This is a genomic window from Leucobacter sp. G161, from assembly GCF_001482305.1.
Classification (GTDB): domain Bacteria; phylum Actinomycetota; class Actinomycetes; order Actinomycetales; family Microbacteriaceae; genus Leucobacter.
In genome coordinates this window covers 1-17,253 of the sequence record NZ_LOHP01000014.1, presented here as the reverse complement: position 1 = coordinate 17,253, position 17,253 = coordinate 1, and the positions used below count along the sequence as shown (strand labels likewise).

At 67.3% G+C, this 17,253-nt stretch carries 15 protein-coding genes; 5 read left to right on the top strand and 10 right to left on the bottom strand.

The genetic code is table 11. The annotated features are described in order from the left end of the window. Position 1 precedes the first annotated feature (1 nt). From AUL38_RS01145 to AUL38_RS01135, 3 genes are read right to left on the bottom strand one after another with little or no spacing between them, the layout of a single operon-like run. Positions 2 to 2,125 carry an RNA degradosome polyphosphate kinase gene (locus tag AUL38_RS01145; RefSeq protein WP_059058466.1) on the bottom strand — a complete coding sequence of 708 codons (2,124 nt, stop codon included), beginning with the start codon at positions 2,123 to 2,125 and terminating at the stop codon, positions 2 to 4. Between the two features lie 4 nt (positions 2,126 to 2,129). After that, on the bottom strand, positions 2,130 to 3,050 hold the full coding sequence (mshD, locus tag AUL38_RS01140; RefSeq protein WP_059058464.1) for a mycothiol synthase: 921 nt from the start codon (positions 3,048 to 3,050) through the stop codon (positions 2,130 to 2,132). A gap of 8 nt (positions 3,051 to 3,058) precedes the next feature. Further along, positions 3,059 to 3,781 (bottom strand): winged helix-turn-helix domain-containing protein, encoded by a 723-nt coding sequence (locus tag AUL38_RS01135; RefSeq protein WP_059058461.1) that lies wholly within the window; start codon positions 3,779 to 3,781, stop codon positions 3,059 to 3,061. Positions 3,782 to 3,855: 74 nt separating this feature from the next. Between AUL38_RS01135 and AUL38_RS01130 the strand changes: the two genes are divergently transcribed. From AUL38_RS01130 to AUL38_RS01120, 3 genes are all read left to right on the top strand, one after another. After that, complete coding sequence (locus AUL38_RS01130) at positions 3,856 to 4,143, top strand: hypothetical protein (RefSeq protein WP_059058457.1); 288 nt, start codon at positions 3,856 to 3,858, stop codon at positions 4,141 to 4,143. Positions 4,144 to 4,298: 155 nt separating this feature from the next. Further along, entirely contained in the window at positions 4,299 to 5,411 is a 1,113-nt protein-coding gene (locus tag AUL38_RS01125; protein ID WP_059058455.1) for a folate-binding protein YgfZ, read from the top strand. A 40-nt stretch (positions 5,412 to 5,451) separates the two neighbouring features. Further along, entirely contained in the window at positions 5,452 to 6,192 is a 741-nt protein-coding gene (locus AUL38_RS01120; protein WP_059058453.1) for a phosphoglyceromutase, read from the top strand. A gap of 75 nt (positions 6,193 to 6,267) precedes the next feature. Here AUL38_RS01120 and AUL38_RS01115 read toward each other — a convergent pair whose 3' ends face one another. Continuing rightward, entirely contained in the window at positions 6,268 to 6,459 is a 192-nt protein-coding gene (locus tag AUL38_RS01115) for a DUF3073 domain-containing protein (RefSeq protein WP_059058450.1), read from the bottom strand. Positions 6,460 to 6,587: 128 nt separating this feature from the next. Here AUL38_RS01115 and AUL38_RS01110 point away from each other — a divergent pair, with 128 nt between their 5' ends. Next, positions 6,588 to 7,235 carry a hypothetical protein gene (locus AUL38_RS01110; protein WP_059058448.1) on the top strand — a complete coding sequence of 216 codons (648 nt, stop codon included), beginning with the start codon at positions 6,588 to 6,590 and terminating at the stop codon, positions 7,233 to 7,235. 50 nt (positions 7,236 to 7,285) lie between these two features. Here the strand turns inward: AUL38_RS01110 and AUL38_RS01105 are convergent, their stop codons facing one another. The 6 genes from AUL38_RS01105 to AUL38_RS01080 all read right to left on the bottom strand — a co-directional run bounded on the left by AUL38_RS01105 (position 7,286) and on the right by AUL38_RS01080 (position 14,132). Then, a complete protein-coding gene (locus tag AUL38_RS01105; protein WP_059058446.1) occupies positions 7,286 to 8,503 on the bottom strand; it encodes a glycerate kinase in 1,218 nt (405 codons plus the stop codon). Between the two features lie 67 nt (positions 8,504 to 8,570). Further along, positions 8,571 to 10,151, bottom strand: coding sequence for an SLC13 family permease (locus AUL38_RS01100; protein WP_059058443.1), 1,581 nt, complete (start codon positions 10,149 to 10,151; stop codon positions 8,571 to 8,573). Next, positions 10,148 to 10,807, bottom strand: a complete 660-nt coding sequence (locus tag AUL38_RS01095) for a response regulator transcription factor (RefSeq protein ID WP_059058441.1) — start codon at positions 10,805 to 10,807, stop codon at positions 10,148 to 10,150. The genes AUL38_RS01100 and AUL38_RS01095 overlap by 4 nt, the downstream gene beginning before the upstream one ends. Further along, positions 10,808 to 12,436 carry a cell wall metabolism sensor histidine kinase WalK gene (locus AUL38_RS01090; RefSeq protein ID WP_201023654.1) on the bottom strand — a complete coding sequence of 543 codons (1,629 nt, stop codon included), beginning with the start codon at positions 12,434 to 12,436 and terminating at the stop codon, positions 10,808 to 10,810. After that, positions 12,426 to 12,731 (bottom strand): hypothetical protein, encoded by a 306-nt coding sequence (locus AUL38_RS17285; RefSeq protein ID WP_059058439.1) that lies wholly within the window; start codon positions 12,729 to 12,731, stop codon positions 12,426 to 12,428. The genes AUL38_RS01090 and AUL38_RS17285 overlap by 11 nt, the downstream gene beginning before the upstream one ends. 108 nt (positions 12,732 to 12,839) lie before the next feature. Next, positions 12,840 to 14,132 carry a DUF445 domain-containing protein gene (locus AUL38_RS01080; RefSeq protein WP_059058436.1) on the bottom strand — a complete coding sequence of 431 codons (1,293 nt, stop codon included), beginning with the start codon at positions 14,130 to 14,132 and terminating at the stop codon, positions 12,840 to 12,842. Positions 14,133 to 14,202: 70 nt separating this feature from the next. Here AUL38_RS01080 and AUL38_RS01075 point away from each other — a divergent pair. Further along, positions 14,203 to 17,253: efflux RND transporter permease subunit (locus AUL38_RS01075; protein ID WP_059058434.1), on the top strand; the 3,051-nt coding region annotated here is incomplete at its 3' end.

Sequence of the window (17,253 nt, the reverse complement as noted above, 5' to 3'; positions counted from 1 at the left end):
GTTACCGCGCTCTCCGTGCCTGGGTTCGGTCGATCATGACGAGGTCTTGGAGGTCGGGGAGGGGCTCGCCCTCCTCGCTCACGACGCGACGCTGCCACGAGCCGTCCGGGAGCATCCGCCACGACGACACATCGTCGCTGAACGCGAAGCCGAAGAACCGATCCACGCGTGCGAGGTGGTCGCGCTCGACGAGACTCACGAGCACCTCGATGCGGCGGTCGAGATTGCGGTGCATGAGGTCGGCGCTGCCGATAAACACATCTCGCTCGCCGCCGTTCTCGAACCAGTAGATGCGGGAGTGCTCGAGGTAGCGGCCGAGCACCGACCGCACGCGGATGTTCTCGGACAGTCCAGGAACGCCGGCACGGATCGAGCAGATGCCGCGCACCCAGACATCGACGGGAACGCCGGCCTGGCTCGCACGGTACAGCGCGTCGATAATGGCCTCGTCGACCATCGAGTTTGCCTTGAGTCGGATGCCGCTCGGGAGCCCGGCGCGGGCGTTCTCGGCCTCGCGTTCGATGCGTTCGAGGAGCCCGGTGCGCAGCTGGAGCGGGGCGACGAGTAGCCGATCGTAATCGGTCTCGATCGCGTAGCCCGAGAGCACATTGAAGAGCTTGGTCGCGTCGCGGCCGATCGCCGGCGACGTCGTGAAGAGCCCGAAGTCTTCGTAGATGCGGCTCGTCTTCGGATTGTAGTTGCCGGTGCCAATGTGGCAGTAGTGGACGAGCTTGCCGCCCTCTTCGCGGATCACCTGCACAAGCTTGCAGTGCGTCTTCAGGCCGACGATGCCGTACACGACGTGCACGCCAGCCTGTTCGAGCTTGCGCGCCCAAGTGATATTCGCCTCTTCATCGAAACGCGCCTTCACCTCGACGAGCGCGAGCACCTGCTTGCCAGCCTCAGCGGCCTTGATCAGCGACGCAACGATGGGGCTGTCGCCGGAGGTGCGGTACAGCGTCTGCTTGATCGCGAGGACGTCGGGGTCGGTTGCGGCCTGCTCGATGAACGCCTGCACGCTCGTCGCGAACGACTCGTACGGATGGTGCACGAGCACCTCGCGGCGGGCGATCGCCGCGAACATGTCGGGCTTGTCGCTCGGTGAGCTTGTGCGGAAGGACGGGTGCGTGACCGGGATGTGCGGCTGGAACTTGAGATCCGGCCTACGAAGACTTCCGAGCGCGAACAGCCCGGAGAGGTCGAGCGGAGCGGGGAGCGTGTAGACCTGCTCCTCGTCGATGTCGAACTCGCGGACGAGGAGATCGAGCGTCGCCTCATCGAGGTCGTCGGAGATCTCCAGTCGGATCGGCGGGCCGAAGCGCCGCCGCAACAGCTCCTTCTCGAGGGCCTGGATGAGGTTCTCGGTCTCGTCCTCCTCGATCTCGACATCCTCGTTGCGGGTGACGCGGAACACGTGGTCGTCGATCACCTTCATGCCGGGGAAGAGCCCGTCGAGCTGGTTCGCGATGAGCTCCTCGAGCGCGATGAAGCGCACGTTGTCATCGGATTCGCGGCGGTCAACGCGCACGTAGCGCGGGATCATCTGCGGCACCTTCAACCGCGCGAACTCGACCTTGTCGGTGTTCGGGTTGTGCACCCGGATCGACAGGTTGAGCGCGCGCCCCGAGATGTAGGGGAACGGGTGCGCCGGATCCACCGCGAGTGGCATGAGCACCGGGTAGATGCGCTGCTCGTAGTAGTCGGTGAGGATCTCGCGATCGGCGTCGTCGAGGGCCTCCCACTCAACAATGTGCACGCCGGCCTCGGCGAGCTGCGGCTTCACCTGCTCCGCGAAGCAGCGCGCATGCCTGAGTTGCAGCTCGGAGGCAGTGCGGTTGATCTCCGCGAGCACCTCGGTGGGGGCGCGACCGACGTTCGTCGGAACCGCGAGCCCGGTGAGAATGCGTCGTTTCAGCCCCGCGACGCGCACCATGAAGAACTCGTCAAGGTTCGTCGCGAAGATCGCGAGGAAGTTCGCCCGCTCAAGCAGCGGAACGGTCGCGTCCTCCGCGAGCTCGAGCACGCGCTGGTTGAATGCGAGCCAACTGAGCTCACGATCGATGTACCGATCGGCGGGGAGGGCCCCGTCGTCGACGAGGGCGATCTCGCGGGTCTCTTCGCTCATAGCTCTATTCTGACACCTGGGGGCGAACTGGGCCGCGCCATTGTGTGCTGCGTGTGTCGATCGTGAACCCGGCGGCCTCGTACATGCGCACGGCCCGCTCGTTCTCGCCGTCGACGTACAGCGTCACCCGCGACGGAGCGTGCTGCGCCATGCGTGCGAGTGTGACGTCGAGGAGTGCCCGCCCGAGCCCGTGCCCGGAGTGGTCCGGGTCAACCCCAATCGCATACAGCTCCGTCTCGGTGACGGCGCCGTCGCGGAGGGTTTTCACCCAGGTGAAGCCCGCGAGAGCGGCGCCGTCCGGAGCGCTGAGCAGGAAGAGGTCGGCGGGGTCGAACCAGCCCTCTGCGCGCATCAGCGCAAAGTCAGCCAGGGTCACCCTGCCCTGTTCGGGATGGCTCGCGAAGGCGCGTGTATTGACAGCGACCCAGGCGCTCGCGTCGCCGGGCCGATCCTCGTCGAACGTGCGCAACTCGAAGCCGCTCGGGAGCGGGATCACGCTCGGGGCAGTCGCCCCCGCAGGGAGCAGCGCAGGATCCAGTGCCATCCGGAACAGCGAGCGCACTGGCCGAAACTCCGCACCGCTGAGCAGCGCCGTCGCAGCGGGGTTGTCGCCGTGGGCCCAGGCGAGCAGATCCGCATCCGGCCCGGAACGTGTGAGGAGCTCGTGGAGCGCGGTCGTGCCGATGCCGCGGCCGCGTGCCGCCGGATCCACGACGAGATCGAGTTCTCCCTGTCCGAGCACGCCGACCGCAACGGTCGTGTCGTCGCCCTCCGTGAACAACAGCAGCCGCCGCTGGCCCTGGGCCGCAGCGAGCAGTGCCTGATCGGAGACGGGGGAGGAGCCGTCGGTCCGCGCCGCACGATCAATGATCGGCTGCGCGAGCTCCACTGTCCCTTCGACCGCGACAATATTGCTTGCCTGCATCCCTGCTCCTATCCCTGGCGGCCCCGCGCGAAACCGTATCCGACCCCGCGCACCGTGCTGATGAGCCACTCGTGCTCTCCGAGCTTCGCGCGCAATCGGCGAACATGCACGTCCACGGTGCGCGCGCCGCCGAAATAATCAGTGCCCCACACCTCCGAGAGCAACTGTTCCCGAGTGAACACCCTCGCGGGGTGAAGAGCAAGGAAGTGTAGGAGTTCGAACTCTTTATAGGTGAGGTCGAGGGTGCGTCCGTGCACGGTTGCGACAAAGTTTGACTCATCGATCTCGACACCCGATACCTCGACGGCGCTTGTCGCGATGGTGTCGCTCGGCTCGGCGCTCGCCGCAACGAGCAGCCTGAGCCGGGTGTCAATCTCCGCGGGACTGGCGTCGGGCGTGAGGAAATCAGCGACGTCCCACTCCGGTGTGAGCGCGGCGAGCGCGGCGTCGCTGAGGATCGCCACCCGTGGGAGTGCGGTGCGCCCCGAGAGGGCGAGCGCTGCCGCACGCGCAGCCCGCGGATCGCGTGACCCGTCGAGCAGAATCGCTCCGACCCTGTGTGGCGTCTTCTCGTAGGCGAGGGCCGCCTGCAGCGGCGCGCTGATGTCCGCCACCGAGACCGCGTGTGGGAGCACATCGAGCGAGGGCAGGGGCGTCGGTGCGTCTGCGTCACCGGGGCCGCGCTGCGTGACACGCGAGAAATCGACCGCGGTAAGGAGGAGCAGCTCCATGACTGACCTCCCCAACCTCGATAGGGAATTATCTTACTCGGACAGCCGCGGCGGCAGTGTGGGAAGATGAGGGAATGAGTGCAAGCGAAACGGGGGAAGCCGCACGGGTGTCTTGGCACCTGCCGCGGCTCATCATCGCGTGGGGCGTCGCCGCTGTGTTCGGCGTGCTCGTCAGCATCTTCGTCGAGGAAGCCAGGTTTCAGTGGCTTGCGCTCGCCGTCGGCGTCTCGACGCTGGTGACGTTTGCGCTGCAGCTCGGCACCGCGCAACGCGAGGGATTCATCAGCCGACTGTCGTTTAGTATCGCTGGTTCGGTCGTCGTGATCGCCGTGATTGACGTGTTCGGGATGCTCATCCGCTAGTCGGTGCTCCAACCTTGCTAGACTGGGGGCATGCTTATGGCTCTTGAACTCTTCTTCCTCGGACTCCTTGGTCTCGCGGGTGTCGCGATCGCCTGGGTGTCTGGCACCGTTATCTACAACCTCTTCAAGGGCCAGCGCTAGTCGCGAGTCCCCTGATGTCGAGCCCGTTCCTCACACTTCCGGGGGCGGTCGGAGAACCCGTCGCGCTCCACTACGGCTCGCCCGTCGCTGAACAGCGCGCGCTCGACGCTGGCAACGCAGCGGTCGACCTGTCGCACCGCGGCATTGTCACGGTGAGCGGCGCCGACCGCCTGAGCTGGTTGAACTCGATGACGAGTCAAGACCTGCTGGGGCTCCCGCCTGGTGTTTCCACGGAATCGCTGCTGCTCGATCCGAACGGTCGTATTCAGCACGCGATGCGGGTCGTCGACGATGGCGACACGACCTGGCTTCTCGTGGACGAGGGATCCGCTGAGCCCCTCACTACCTTCCTCAATCGGATGCGGTTCGCGCTCCGCGTCGAGGTCGCCGATATCTCGGACACGCACGCGGCTGTGCTCGCCTTCGAGGGTGGCACCGCGACCGCAGCGCTCCGGGGGCTCGAGCCTGTCATCGAGTGGGCTGACCCCTGGGCCGAGGTCACGCGCGGCGGCACGCAGTATGCGCACGGGGAGCACGCGGGCGCCGACTGGAACGCCGTGCAGTTTGTGTTCCCGCGGACCGAGCTTCGCCGGGCGTCTCGCGCCGCAACCCCGGCCGGTCTCATGTCGCTCGACGCGCTCGAGATCCGGGCGTGGCGACCGTCCCGCGTCGGCGACGTCGACGAGCGGGCGATCCCGCACGAGTTCGATTGGCTGCGCAGCGCGGTACACCTGACGAAGGGGTGTTACCGGGGGCAGGAGACCGTCGCAAAGGTCCATAACCTCGGGCACCCACCGCGGCGCCTTGTGCTGCTCCACCTCGATGGGTCCGAAGGCGAGCTCCCCGTAGCGGGCGCCCTCGTCTTCAAGGAGGGCGAGGCGCGCGACGCGGAAGCGCGGCCCGTCGGCAGGATCACCCGTGCCGCACTTCACCACGAGTGGGGCGGGATCGCGCTCGCGCTGCTCAAGCGCTCGGTGCCTGCAGATCTCACTCTTGCGGTGCGCGGCGGCGCTGATGCGGCGAATCCGCAGGCGCCCGTCACCGGCGTGATCGCGGCGGCACAGGAGATGATCGTGCCGACCGACGCTGGAGCGACACGTAAGATCCCGAAACTCAAGCGGCTGTAGTACTGCGCGCTTGACTGCGGAACCTCGCTAAGCTGGAACTATGACCAACACGTTGATCCTGCTCCGTCACGGCCAGAGCGAGTGGAACGAAAAGAATCTGTTCACCGGATGGGTCGATGTTCGACTCACTGAGCGCGGGCGGGGTGAGGCTGCTGCCGCTGGCACACTCCTCGCCGAGTCGGGGATGCTCCCCGACGTGCTCTTCACCTCGCTGCTCAGCCGCGCGATCCAGACCTCGAACCTCGCGCTTGAGAGCGCCGACCGGATGTGGATCCCGGTCGAGCGCTCGTGGCGCCTCAATGAGCGCCACTACGGGGCGCTCCAGGGCCTCGACAAGGCCGAGACGCTGCAGCAGTACGGCGAGGAGCAGTTCATGGAGTGGCGTCGTTCGTACGATACCCCGCCGCCCGCGCTCGACGATTCGAGCGAGTGGTCGCAGGCGAACGATGAGCGCTACGCGAACATCGACGGCGCGGCGCCCCGCACTGAGTGCCTGAGCGACGTCGTCGAGCGCCTCGTGCCCTACTGGGAGGGCAGCATCCTCCCCGAGCTGAACTCGGGCAAGACCGTACTCGTCACCGCGCACGGCAACTCGCTGCGCGCGCTCGTGAAGCATCTCGAAGGGATCTCCGACGCAGATATCGCCGCGTTGAACATTCCGACTGGCATGCCGCTCGTGTACGAGATCAACGAGGACGGCACGCCGACCGGCGCCGGCCGATACCTTGATCCCGAAGCAGCCGCAGCTGGCGCTGCCGCAGTCGCCGCTCAGGGGAAGTAGCCCCTCAGCGAAAGGTTCCGGCCGCCTCACTCAGTGAGGCGGCCGGAACCGTGAAGCTGCAAGTAAGCGGAACGACTATTTGTCGTCGTCCTCATCTTCCTCGTCTTCGACGTTGTACTTGTCGGCAAGATCCGCCCAACGTTCCTCGTCGGAGACGTGCCCCGAAGCGAGCTCTCGCTCAAGCTCCGAGTAGTTGGTGGCTGGGCTGAAATACTTCAGCTCCCGAGCGACTTTAGTGTGTTTTGCCTTCTGACGGCCGCGCCCCATGCGTGACCCCCTTACACATTTCGGGCCCCGTAGGATGTTCTCCCACGAGGCAGTACTCAATCAACATGGACGTATGGGCATGATCTTAGCACGTTGGGAAGCGAGCTTCGCGGCGCTAACATGAGGTCATGACTCCGCCAGCACCCCGCCGTTCGGTAAAGCGCATCGTTCTCATCAGTGTGCTCGTGCTTTCGCTCGCGATTGTTGGCGTAGTCGCTGCGATTGTTGTCCCGATCCTGACGCACTCGAATACGGGCAGCTCGGGGCAAGAGATCCCCACCGACTTCGCAGCAGAGTCGAGCGCCGCGGGCGCCGACGGCCGCACTCGCACGATGCGGGTCACCACGACGAGTGGCGCACCCGCAGATCTCAGCGCGCTCACGCCGGGAGATGAGGTCATCGTGAGCGGCGAGGGCTACGATGCCGGTCTCGGCATATACGTTGGGTTCTGTGCGATTCCCGAGTCGCCCGAAGTGAAGCCGAGCCCCTGCCTGGGCGGCATTCCCGAGGGGGCAGAGCAGGGAGAAGCAGCCGCTCTCGAAGCGCTCTCCAGTGCGTGGATCACGAATGATTGGGCATGGAAATCATTTGCCACTCAGGGATACGACGATCGGGATCTCGGGAGTTTCTCGGTCCGGTTGACAGTTCCGGAGCCCACCATTGAGGGGCTTGACTGCACCGTCTCAGAGTGCGCGATCGCGTCGCGCACCGATCACACTGCGATGCGCGAGCGCGTGCAAGACATGCTGCTGCCGATCGCGTACCGCACGCAGTAACCCCCCCCTCCCTGGGGCGGGAGCCGGCGCCGAGAGCCGCGTCCGTCACCCTACGCTGCGAGCGGCAGCGCGCTCCGCGCTGAAAGCGCAGACCCGAGCAAGATCATGCGCATGCAGCGCTCGGCTGCGTCACGCAGCAGCGCCTCGCCCTGTTCGACAGCCTGAGCCAGCTCCATCGGCACGGTGAGGATCGAGGCGATCGCATCAATCCCGATATCGTGCACGTCGGGCGCGCCGGAGCCGAGGGAACCGGCGATTCCGAGCACTGGTACCCCGCTCGCACGCGCACGGAGCGCGATTTCGGCAGGCACCTTGCCGCGTGGCGTCTGAAAGTCAATCGCGCCCTCCGCAGTAATGACAAGATCCGCGGCCGCGATGAGGCCGTCGAGGTTGACCGGGGCGACACTCGGCGCGAGGAGCACCTCGAACCGCGGTGCGAGCCTGGCGCCGAGCACGGCAGCGAGGCCCGCGCCGAGGCCACCGGACGCACCGGTGCCCGCACCCGTGCGCAGGTCGAGCTGCTGCCCGTATGGCGCGGTGCGACGAAGCAGCTCCGCCCAGTGTTCGAGGCCAGCCGAGAGCTCTTCGACCTGTTCCGGGCTTGCGCCCTTCTGCGGGCCGAAAACACGGGCGACACCGCGGGGCCCGCAGAGCACATTGTGCACGTTACAGGCGAGCACGATCTCGACCTCCTGCGCACGCGGGTGCAGCCCGCGTAGGTCGATGCTCGCCGCCATGCTCAGCGCGGTTCCACCGTCCGGGATCTCGTGGCCGGCCGCATCGAGGATGCGCGCGCCGAGGCCGCGCAGCGCACCGGCCCCGCCGTCGCTCGTGCCTGAGTCGCCGCAGCCGACGATGATGCGCGTGGCGCCGTCGTCAAGGGCAGCGGCGATGAGTTCGCCGACGCCGTGTGTCGTCGTTGCCCCGGGGTCGCGACGGTCGCGTGGCACGAGTCGCAGCCCCGCCGCTGACGCCATTTCGACGACGGCGGTGCCGCGGGAATTCCCGCCGAGCCTGGCCCAGTGCGCGAGGACGGGCAGGCCGACGGGCCCGGTGACCTGCGCCGCGACGAGTTCGCCACCCGTAGTCTCCGCAAGCACCTCTGCGGTGCCCTCGCCGCCGTCGGGCACCGGGTACTCGTCGACCTGCACCCCGGGAATCACGCGGCGTATGCCGGCCGCAATTGCGGCGGCCACGGTGTCAGCGCCGAGACTCTCCTTGAACCCTGAGGGGGCGACGAGGATGCGCTGGGGAATCTGCATGGACATGATGAACCTCCGTGTGTGGGGTCGACAACGCACCGGGAGGATCCCGGGAGTGAGCGAGAAGAAAGAGCTAGATGAAGAGTGGGAGGCCGAGGATGGGCCAGAGCCACAGCGAACAGGCAATGATGAGTGTGAACAGCAGCGGGGCGAGCCAGGCGGAGAGCGTGCGCAGATCAGCTGGATCGATGCCCGCCCCAGCGTCAGCCTCGGTGAACATGGCCACCGGTTTCGCGGAGCTCGGCAGGGTGTGGCAGAAGCCGGCTGCCGCGGTTGATGCGAACGCTGCGGCTGCGGGGTCGACGCCGATGCCGGGGGCAATAGCAACGATGATCGGGATGAGCGCGGCTGAGCGGGCAGACCGCGACTGGATCACGAGATGCGCGGCGAGCGACAGCGCAACAACGAGGAGCAGGAAACCGAGTCCAGCGCCCTGCCCGAGGCCCCGCACCGGTCCGAGCATCGACTCGCCGAGCCAGGCGGCCGCGCCGGTGCGGGTGAGGGCGGAGCCAAGCGCGAGCGTCGCCGCGAGGAAGAGCAACAGGTTCCAGGGCACCCGCTTCACTGCCGGCCCGAGCCCAATGCACCCAAGCTTCGGCAGCGTCATCGCGATCGCGCCAAGCAAGGCGACGATGGCGGGGGAGAGACCGTGCAGCGGCTCCGTGCACCAGAGCGCGATGACCGCGGCGAGCAGCAGCAGGGCGCGGCGCTCGACGCGTGTGAGCGGGCCGGACACCGGCGTGGAAGCCTGCTCGGCGAGGTCCGTGAGGGCGACGCTCACACGGGTGCGCCGCTCTGCCCGGCTCGTGAAGCGCAGCAGCACGAGTTCGCAGGCGAGGTGTGACGAAACGACCGCGAGCGGCAGCCCGAGGACGAGCCAGCGGAGGAACCCGATGCCCTCGCCCGTCGCCTCGGTGAGAATCTGACTGGTGATGAGGTGCGCCCCAGCGCCGAGCAGTGAGCCGACCGCGGAGAGCAGAATGACTGTCGGGAAGATGAGCCCGAGGGCTCGCAGCAGTGCGGGTCTGCCCGGCAGCGCCGTCGCGAGGGCTCGGTACACGGGCAGCGCGAGGGCGGCACGTCCACTCGTGGCCGGGATCGCAAACGCCGACACGATGAGGGCAGCGGTGCTCGCATGGGCGAGCGTGCGTGGCCTGCGGGCACGGGTGACGAGCTGAGCAGCACCGCGCAGCGCGAGGCCTGACGCTGCGACTCCGGCAGCGATGATGCAGGCGCAAATGAGCAGCCATATGGTGTCGTCGCCGAGACTGGCGAAGAACGTGTCGGCCGGCAGCGCGCCGAGGATGATGAGCCCGGCAGCTGCGAGCAGAGCAACGAGCGTGTCGTCGAGCGTGGTGAACACCCACCCCCAGACGGCGGCGAGAAACACGGCGAGGGTGGTCGCCGCAGGCAGACTCAGCGCGGCAGGATCGATCGCGCCCCCAGCGGTGCGGATCGCGGCAGGCACGATGAGCCAGGCTGCGAGCAGCAGCACGACCGCAGCGGCGATCCACCGCTTCGTGACTCGCCGCGGAGCGCGCCGCGGCGAGGGGTCATCGTCGCCGCGGCGTGGCGGCTGGGGCGACGCTCCCGCCTCGCGAGGCAGCGTCGCACGCCCGGGCGGTGGCACGGTGGCATAACGGACGGTACTCATCGGAGTCGGTATCCCGCCCCGCGCACGGTCTCGATGCGATCGGCCCCGATCTTCGAACGCAGCGCCCGCACGTAGACGTCGACGACGTTCGACGCCGGGTCGAAATCCATGCCCCAGACGTGCCCGATGAGCTGGTCGCGGGTGAGTACCTGGCCCGGGTGCTGCAACAGCACTTCGAGCAGATCGAACTCGCGGGCGGTGAGGTCGGCGGCCTCGTCGCCGACCGTGACGCGGCGGGCGCGCACGTCGAGCGTGAGATCCTCGTGGCTGAGCACCGGGCCGACCTGGCGCTGCTCGCCGTCGCCGATGCGGATCCGCACCCGAGCGAGCAGCTCCGCGAACTGGAACGGCTTCGTCACGTAGTCGTTCGCGCCGCCCTCAAGGCCGCGCACCGTGTCGATGACGGAGTCGCGTGCGGTGAGCACGATCACGGGGACAGTGACGCCCTCGCCGCGGAGCTGACTGAGCACGGTGAAACCGTCGATCCCTGGCAACCCGATGTCGAGCAGCACGAGATCGAAGGAGCCGGAGCGCGCGAGGATGAGCGCGGTCTCGCCGTCGGGTGCGGCGGTCGTGTCGTATCCGGCGGCGCGGAGGCCGCGCGTAACAAACGAGGTGATGTGCGGATCGTCTTCCGCGATCAGGATGTGCCGCATTTAGCGCTCCTCAAGTTCGAGTACTGCGAGTTCTGGGGCCGCCGCGGGAGCGGGAAGGTCGATGCCGAAGGTGGCGCCCTCGCCGAGGGTGCTCTCCACCCAGGCGGAGCCGCCGTGCCCATCGGTGATGGCGCGCACGATCGCGAGGCCGAGGCCTGAGCCGTGCCGGGGCGAGGATCCGGCGGTGTCGCTGCGCGCGGTGACGTGGCCGCCGTGCACAAAGCGGTCGAAGATGCGCTTCGCGGCTTCTTCGGAGACCCCGGGGCCCTCGTCGGCGACCCACACGCTCAGGCGGCGATCCGCGCCCGCGCCGTCGAAGCGCGAGCCGATGCGGATCCGGTCGCCCGCGTCGGTCACCTGCACCGCGTTCGCGGCGAGCTGCAGCACGGCCTGCGTGACCCGCTGCGCGTCGATCGCAGCCTCACCCTCTGCGACCTCCATGAGCTGCCAGCGGCGGTCGCCGAGCGCCTGCGCCTTCGCCTCGATGTCGAGTGTGAGGGCCGCGACGTCGTGGTCGGCGAGCCGCACGAAGTCGTGCTGCTGGGCGCGCGCGAGCACGAGCAGGTCGGAGACGATCCGGCTCATTCTCGCGAGCTCGTCGGTGACGAGGCGGATCGTGGCCTGCCGCTCCTCGGGATCCTCGCTGAGGAGCTCGAGGTGGCCACGCACGACCGTGATCGGGGTGCGCAGCTCATGGCCGGCGTCGTCGACGAATTGCTGCTGGGTGCGGTGCGCGTCTTCGAGTCGGTCGAGCATCTCGTTGAACGTCTCGGCGACCTGCGCGATGTCGTCGCTGCCCTCGACTGGGACGCGCTCGGTGAGGTCGTGCTCGGTGATGCCGCGCGCGACCCGGTACACCTCGCGCACGGGGGCGAGGATCTGGCCAGCGACGAGCCAGGCGACGCCCGAACAGAGCAGCAGGCCCGCGAGCGCGACCCAGGCGAGCGTGCCGACCGCGCGATCGACCGCGGCGCGATCCGCCGCCGTGAACTGCGCGACGAGCAGGGAGCCGGTCTCTTCGCCGACGACGAAGTCGACGCGGCCCCAGCGCACCGGCTCGCCGTCGGCGAGCGTGACGACGCCCGAGCGTTGACGCGGGTCGGTCATCGTCTTGAGGATCGACGCGTCGGGGGCCGCCCCCGGATCGTGTCCGGTGACACCAGAGAGCGAACCAACGGGTGCGCCGCCTGCGAGCCCGATGAGGAGCTCTCCCTTGTCGACTGACTGCCGGGCAAGGTACACCTCGAGCAGACGTTCCGGGGTCGCGAACGGCTTCGTCGTCTCCGGGTCAACGCCCTCAGTGACGAAGCGCACGAACTCCTCACCCTCCTGGGTGATCTGCGCGTTCGCCTCAACCTCGACGGTGGCGAGCGAGAGACTGCGGCCGATGAGACCGATCGCGCAGAGCGTGAACAGGGTGCTGAGCACGATCCACACGGTGATGCGCCAGCGCGCTGGGAGCGTGCGGCGGCGGAGCGGGCGTAGCGGCGACGGTCGCGTGCCGGGCCGCCCTGCAGCAGCAGGAGCCTCGGGGCGGGCACCGGCAGCGTGCTGGGGCTCAACGGGGTCGAGGACGAGCGTCGGGAGCGCTGCCGTTGGCAGCGCCTGTGTTGGCGGGTTAGTCATCATCGCCCCAGTCGTCGGCGTCGTCATCCCAATCGTCGTCAACAGGGGCGGGCGCGGGTGCCGGTGCGGGGGCCGGAGCGGGTGCTGGCGCGGGCGCGGGTGCAGGCTTCGGGACCGGCTGTGGCGCAGGCTCAGGCTTCGGCGCCGGCGGCGCAACAACGGGCTCCGGCGCCACGATGGGCGCGTTCGGGAGCTCGGGTGCCCCCGGAGCTTGGATGAGCGCCAGGCTGCCGACTGCGATCGCCGCCGGAATGGCGATGAGGGCTCCCGGAAGGAGGAAGCGTCGTGCGAAGGTCATAGAACTATCGTGGCCGACCAATGTGAAGCGTAGATGAGGCAAAGATGAGGAAACCTTCATCTCGGCCGCGACGCACGCGCCGGGGAGTCACCGGTTGGGGTGTGGTGCTCAGCCTGCGAAAGCGAGCGGGGCGATGATGAGCTCGGCGATCGTGAAGATCGTGAGGCCCGCGAGGGAGCCGATGACCGTTCCATTGATGCGAATGAACTGAAGATCCTTACCGACCTGGAGCTCAATCTTCTCGGCCGCGTCCTTGGCATCCCAGCGCTGCACCGTGTCCGACACCACCTGCGCGAGGTCGTGCCGGTACGTGTGGACGAGATACTCAACGATCTTCATCACCCACACGTCAATCTTGTACTGCAGCGTCGCGTCGCTCTCAAGCTTCCGACCGAAGTCAGAGACTGCAGCGGTGAGGCGCCCGCGAAGTTCGCTCTCCGGGTCCTCGAGCATCTCGACGATCGCTGCGCGTGCCGTCTGCCAGGTGCTCGCGGCAAGTGAACGGATCCGCGGGCTGTCGAAGACCTCGCGCTTGAACGACTCGAGCTGGGCCTGCAGCGCTTCCTGCTCCTGCAGATCCTGCGAGAGGTCGTGGAGAAACTTCGTGATCGCGATGCGCGCGGGGTGGTCCTGGTCAGCTGACACGTTCTGCAGGAACTTCACGGCCTCCGTGTGCAGTCGTTGGTCGACGAACTTCTCGACGATGCTCGGCATCCACTGGGGGAGCCGAGACGAGATGACCTTGTCGAAGGCCTGTGGGTGTTGCACGAGCCAGAGCTCGAGCCGGTCAGCAGCGAGGTCGACGAGCGACTCGTGATGGCCCCCGGTGACGAACGACTCGGTTGCGCGTCCGAGCAACGGCCCCCACTCTGGGTCGATGACGTGCCGCCGCACGAGCGATTCGATGAGATCCTGCACGTCGCGATCGTCAAGCACGGTCAGCGCGCCGAGACCGATGCCAGCGGCCATGTCGCTCACCCGCTGCGCATTGCCGGGTTCACGCAGCCACGAGCCGGCCATCCGAGCGCCGCTGATCTGCGACAGCTTGTCGTGGACGACCTCGTCGGACAGGAAGTTCTCTTCGATGAACGAGCCGAGGCCCTCCCCGATTTCGTCCTTCTTGTTCGCGATGAGGTTCGTGTGCGGGATGGGGATGCCGAGCGGGTGGCGGAACAGCGCGGTGACGGCGAACCAGTCGGCCAGCGCGCCAACCATGCCGCCCTCGGCGGCTGCGCGAACGTAGCCGAACCACGGAATGCGTTCCTGCAGAATGAACGCGACGACGAACAGCACCGCCATGAAGATGAGGAGCCCGACTGCGATGCCCTGCATGCGGCGCAGCGCGTGCAGGCGGTCGAAATCGGCGGGGGTGACGGCTCCGAGCGTACGTCGGGTAAACATGGGCACACCACCATTATGCGACCTCACCGACCGCGAGTCGCTATCAGTGAGCCATGGGATACTTCACGTCATGCAGTTTCTTACGGTGCTGAGCCTGAAAAACCGTGCACTCATTGCGCTCGTCACGATCGTGGCCGCCGTATTTGGGTTCCTCGGGATGTCCTCCCTGAAGCAGGAACTCATGCCATCGGTTGAGTTCCCGGCGATCGCCGTCATCACGAGCTACCCCGGCGCATCTCCCGACGTCGTGAACAATGACGTGTCGGACCCGATTGAGACGGCGCTCCGCGGAGTGCCGAGCCTTGAGAGCACCACGGCGACGTCGAGCACCGGCATGTCCGTCGTGCTTGCGCAGTTCACCTACGGCGTCGACATTGCGGCGACCGAGCAGAAGGTCGAACGCGCGGTCAGCCGAATCTCGAAGATGCTCCCCGAGAGCGTTGACAGTCAGGTCGTCGCTGGCAGCGTCGACGACCTCCCGGTGATCCAGATCGCGGTCACCCCGCCCAGCGGTGAGGATCCCGAGGAAACCGCAAGGCTCATCGAGCGCGTCGCAGTGCCCGAGATCGGCGACCTCGACGGCGTGCGCGAGGCGCAGCTCACCGGCGCGAGGGGCGATCGCGTCACCATCGTGCCCGACGACGCCAAGATCAGCGACGCCGGGGTGAGCCAGCAGCGGATTACCGACGCCCTCCAGCAGAGCGGCGTGCTCATCGCAGGCGGCACCGTCGACGACGCGGAGAACACGCTCGCCGTGCAGCTCGGCTCGGAGATGCACTCTGCCGAGGACATCGCCGCGCTCCCGATTCCGTTGAGCGCTGACGAATTCATGGCCTACCAACAGGCGGTGCAGGCCCAGCAGCAGGCGGCCGAACAGCTGCCCGACATCCCGGGGGGTACACAGCTGCCGCCCGGGCTGCCAGAGACCCAGCCGACCGAGGCGCCGAAGCTCCCCGCGGTCGTCACGATCGGCGACGTCGCAGACGTCTCCCTCGAATCGAACCCGGTCACCAGCATCTCGCGGATCAACGGCGAGCCGGCGCTCACCATCGCCGTGACCAAGATGTCGCAGGCGAACACCGTCGAGGTGTCGCACCTCGTCCAGGACAAGATCGACGAGCTCACCAAGCAGCTCGGCGGCGTCAGCCTGACCGTCATCTTCGACCAGGCACCCTACGTCGAACAGTCCATCGAGTCACTCACCACGGAGGGGCTGCTCGGTCTGCTCTTCGCGGTGCTCGTGATCCTCGTCTTCCTAATGTCCGTCCGGGCGACGCTCGTCACGGCGATCTCGATCCCGACCTCGATTCTGCTCGCGTTCGTCGGCCTGAACTTCGCCGACTACACGCTGAACATGCTCACCCTCGGTGCGCTCACCATCTCCATCGGCCGCGTCGTAGACGACTCGATCGTGGTGATCGAGAACATTAAGCGGCACCTGGTTGAGGGAGAAGACCGCGCGACCGCGATCCTCCGCGCCGTCCGCGAGGTCGCAGGCGCCATTACCGCGGCAACCATTACCACGGTCGCCGTGTTCCTCCCGATGGCGTTCGTCAGCGGCATGGTCGGCGAACTCTTCCGCCCGTTCGCGTTCACCGTCACCATCGCGCTCGCCGCCTCGCTGCTCGTCTCGTTGACGATCGTTCCCGTGCTCGCGTACTGGTTCCTCAAGCCAGACGCGAAGCCACAGGCGGTCGAGGGCGCCGAGGTCGACGCCACGCAGCGCACGAACTGGCTGGCGCGCGGCTACCGTCCGATCATTGAGTGGACGCTCGGCAAGCCCGGCATCACCCTGCTGCTCTCGGTGCTCGTGCTCGGCGGCACCGTGCTCGCCTCGCCGCTCATGAAAACGACCTTCATGAGTGAGGACGAACAGAATTCCGTTGGCCTCACCCAGACGCTGCAGCCTGGCATCAGCCTCGACGCCCAGCTCACACACGCCGAAGCGGTCGAGACCGCGCTCTCCGGGCTCGACGTCGTCGAAACCGTGCAGGTGACCATCGGCTCCGGTGGTGACGGCATGGCGGCGATGTTCGGCGGCGGCAGCGACGGCGCAATTAGCTACTCGCTCACCCTCGATCCCGACGCCGACCAGGCGAAGGCGAAGGACGAGATTCGCTCTGCGGTTGCTGAGATCAGTGATGGTGGCGAATTCTCGATCGGCCAGGCCGGCGGCGGCATGTCGATGTCGAGCGCAATCCAGGTCAACGTGACCGCCCCCGACCAGGAGACCCTTGCTGCGTCGAGTGACAGCATCGTGGCCGCGCTGAAACAGCAGCCCGGGCTCGAACAGATCGAGAGCGACCTCGCGATGTCGCGACCGTATCTTCGGGTCACCGTGGACCGCGCTAAGGCGGCCGAGGCTGGCCTGACCGAATCAGCAGTCGGTGGCATGGCCGCGAAGAGTATGCAGCCCAGTCAGATCGGGCGGATCACGATCGAGGATTCGACCGTGAACGTCTACATGGATCTCGGCACAGCCCCTGAGGATATCGAGGGTGTTAAAGCGCTCACACTGCAGACCGCGACGGGAGAGCAGCGACTCGATGAGCTCGCCACCGTCGAGGTTGCTGACGGCCCAGTGACTGTGCGAACCGAGAACAACGTCCGCATGGTGACTGTCTCCGCGCTGCCGAAGGGTGATGACCTCACCTCTGCGGGCGCCGAGGTGACCGCCGCGCTCGACGCTGTCGACCTGCCGGCTGGCGCGGCCGCGAGCATCGGCGGTGTGATGGCGCAGCAGGAGGAAGCGTTCGAGCAGCTCGGCATTGCGCTGCTCGCAGCGACCCTGATCGTGTACGTGGTCATGGTGGCGACGTTCCGGAGCCTGCTGCAGCCGCTGCTGCTGCTGGTCTCGGTGCCGTTCGCGGCGACCGGCGCGATCCTGTTGCTCATCGCGACGGGGATCCCGCTCGGCGTTGCCTCGCTCATTGGCGTCCTCATGCTCGTGGGCATCGTCGTGACCAATGCGATCGTGCTCATCGATCTTGTGAACCAGTATCGAGAACGCGGCGACGCGCTGCGCGATGCCGTGCTGCATGGCTCCCTGCAGCGCCTCAGGCCGATCGTGATGACCGCGCTCGCAACGATCCTTGCGCTGGCCCCGATGGCGCTCGGCGTC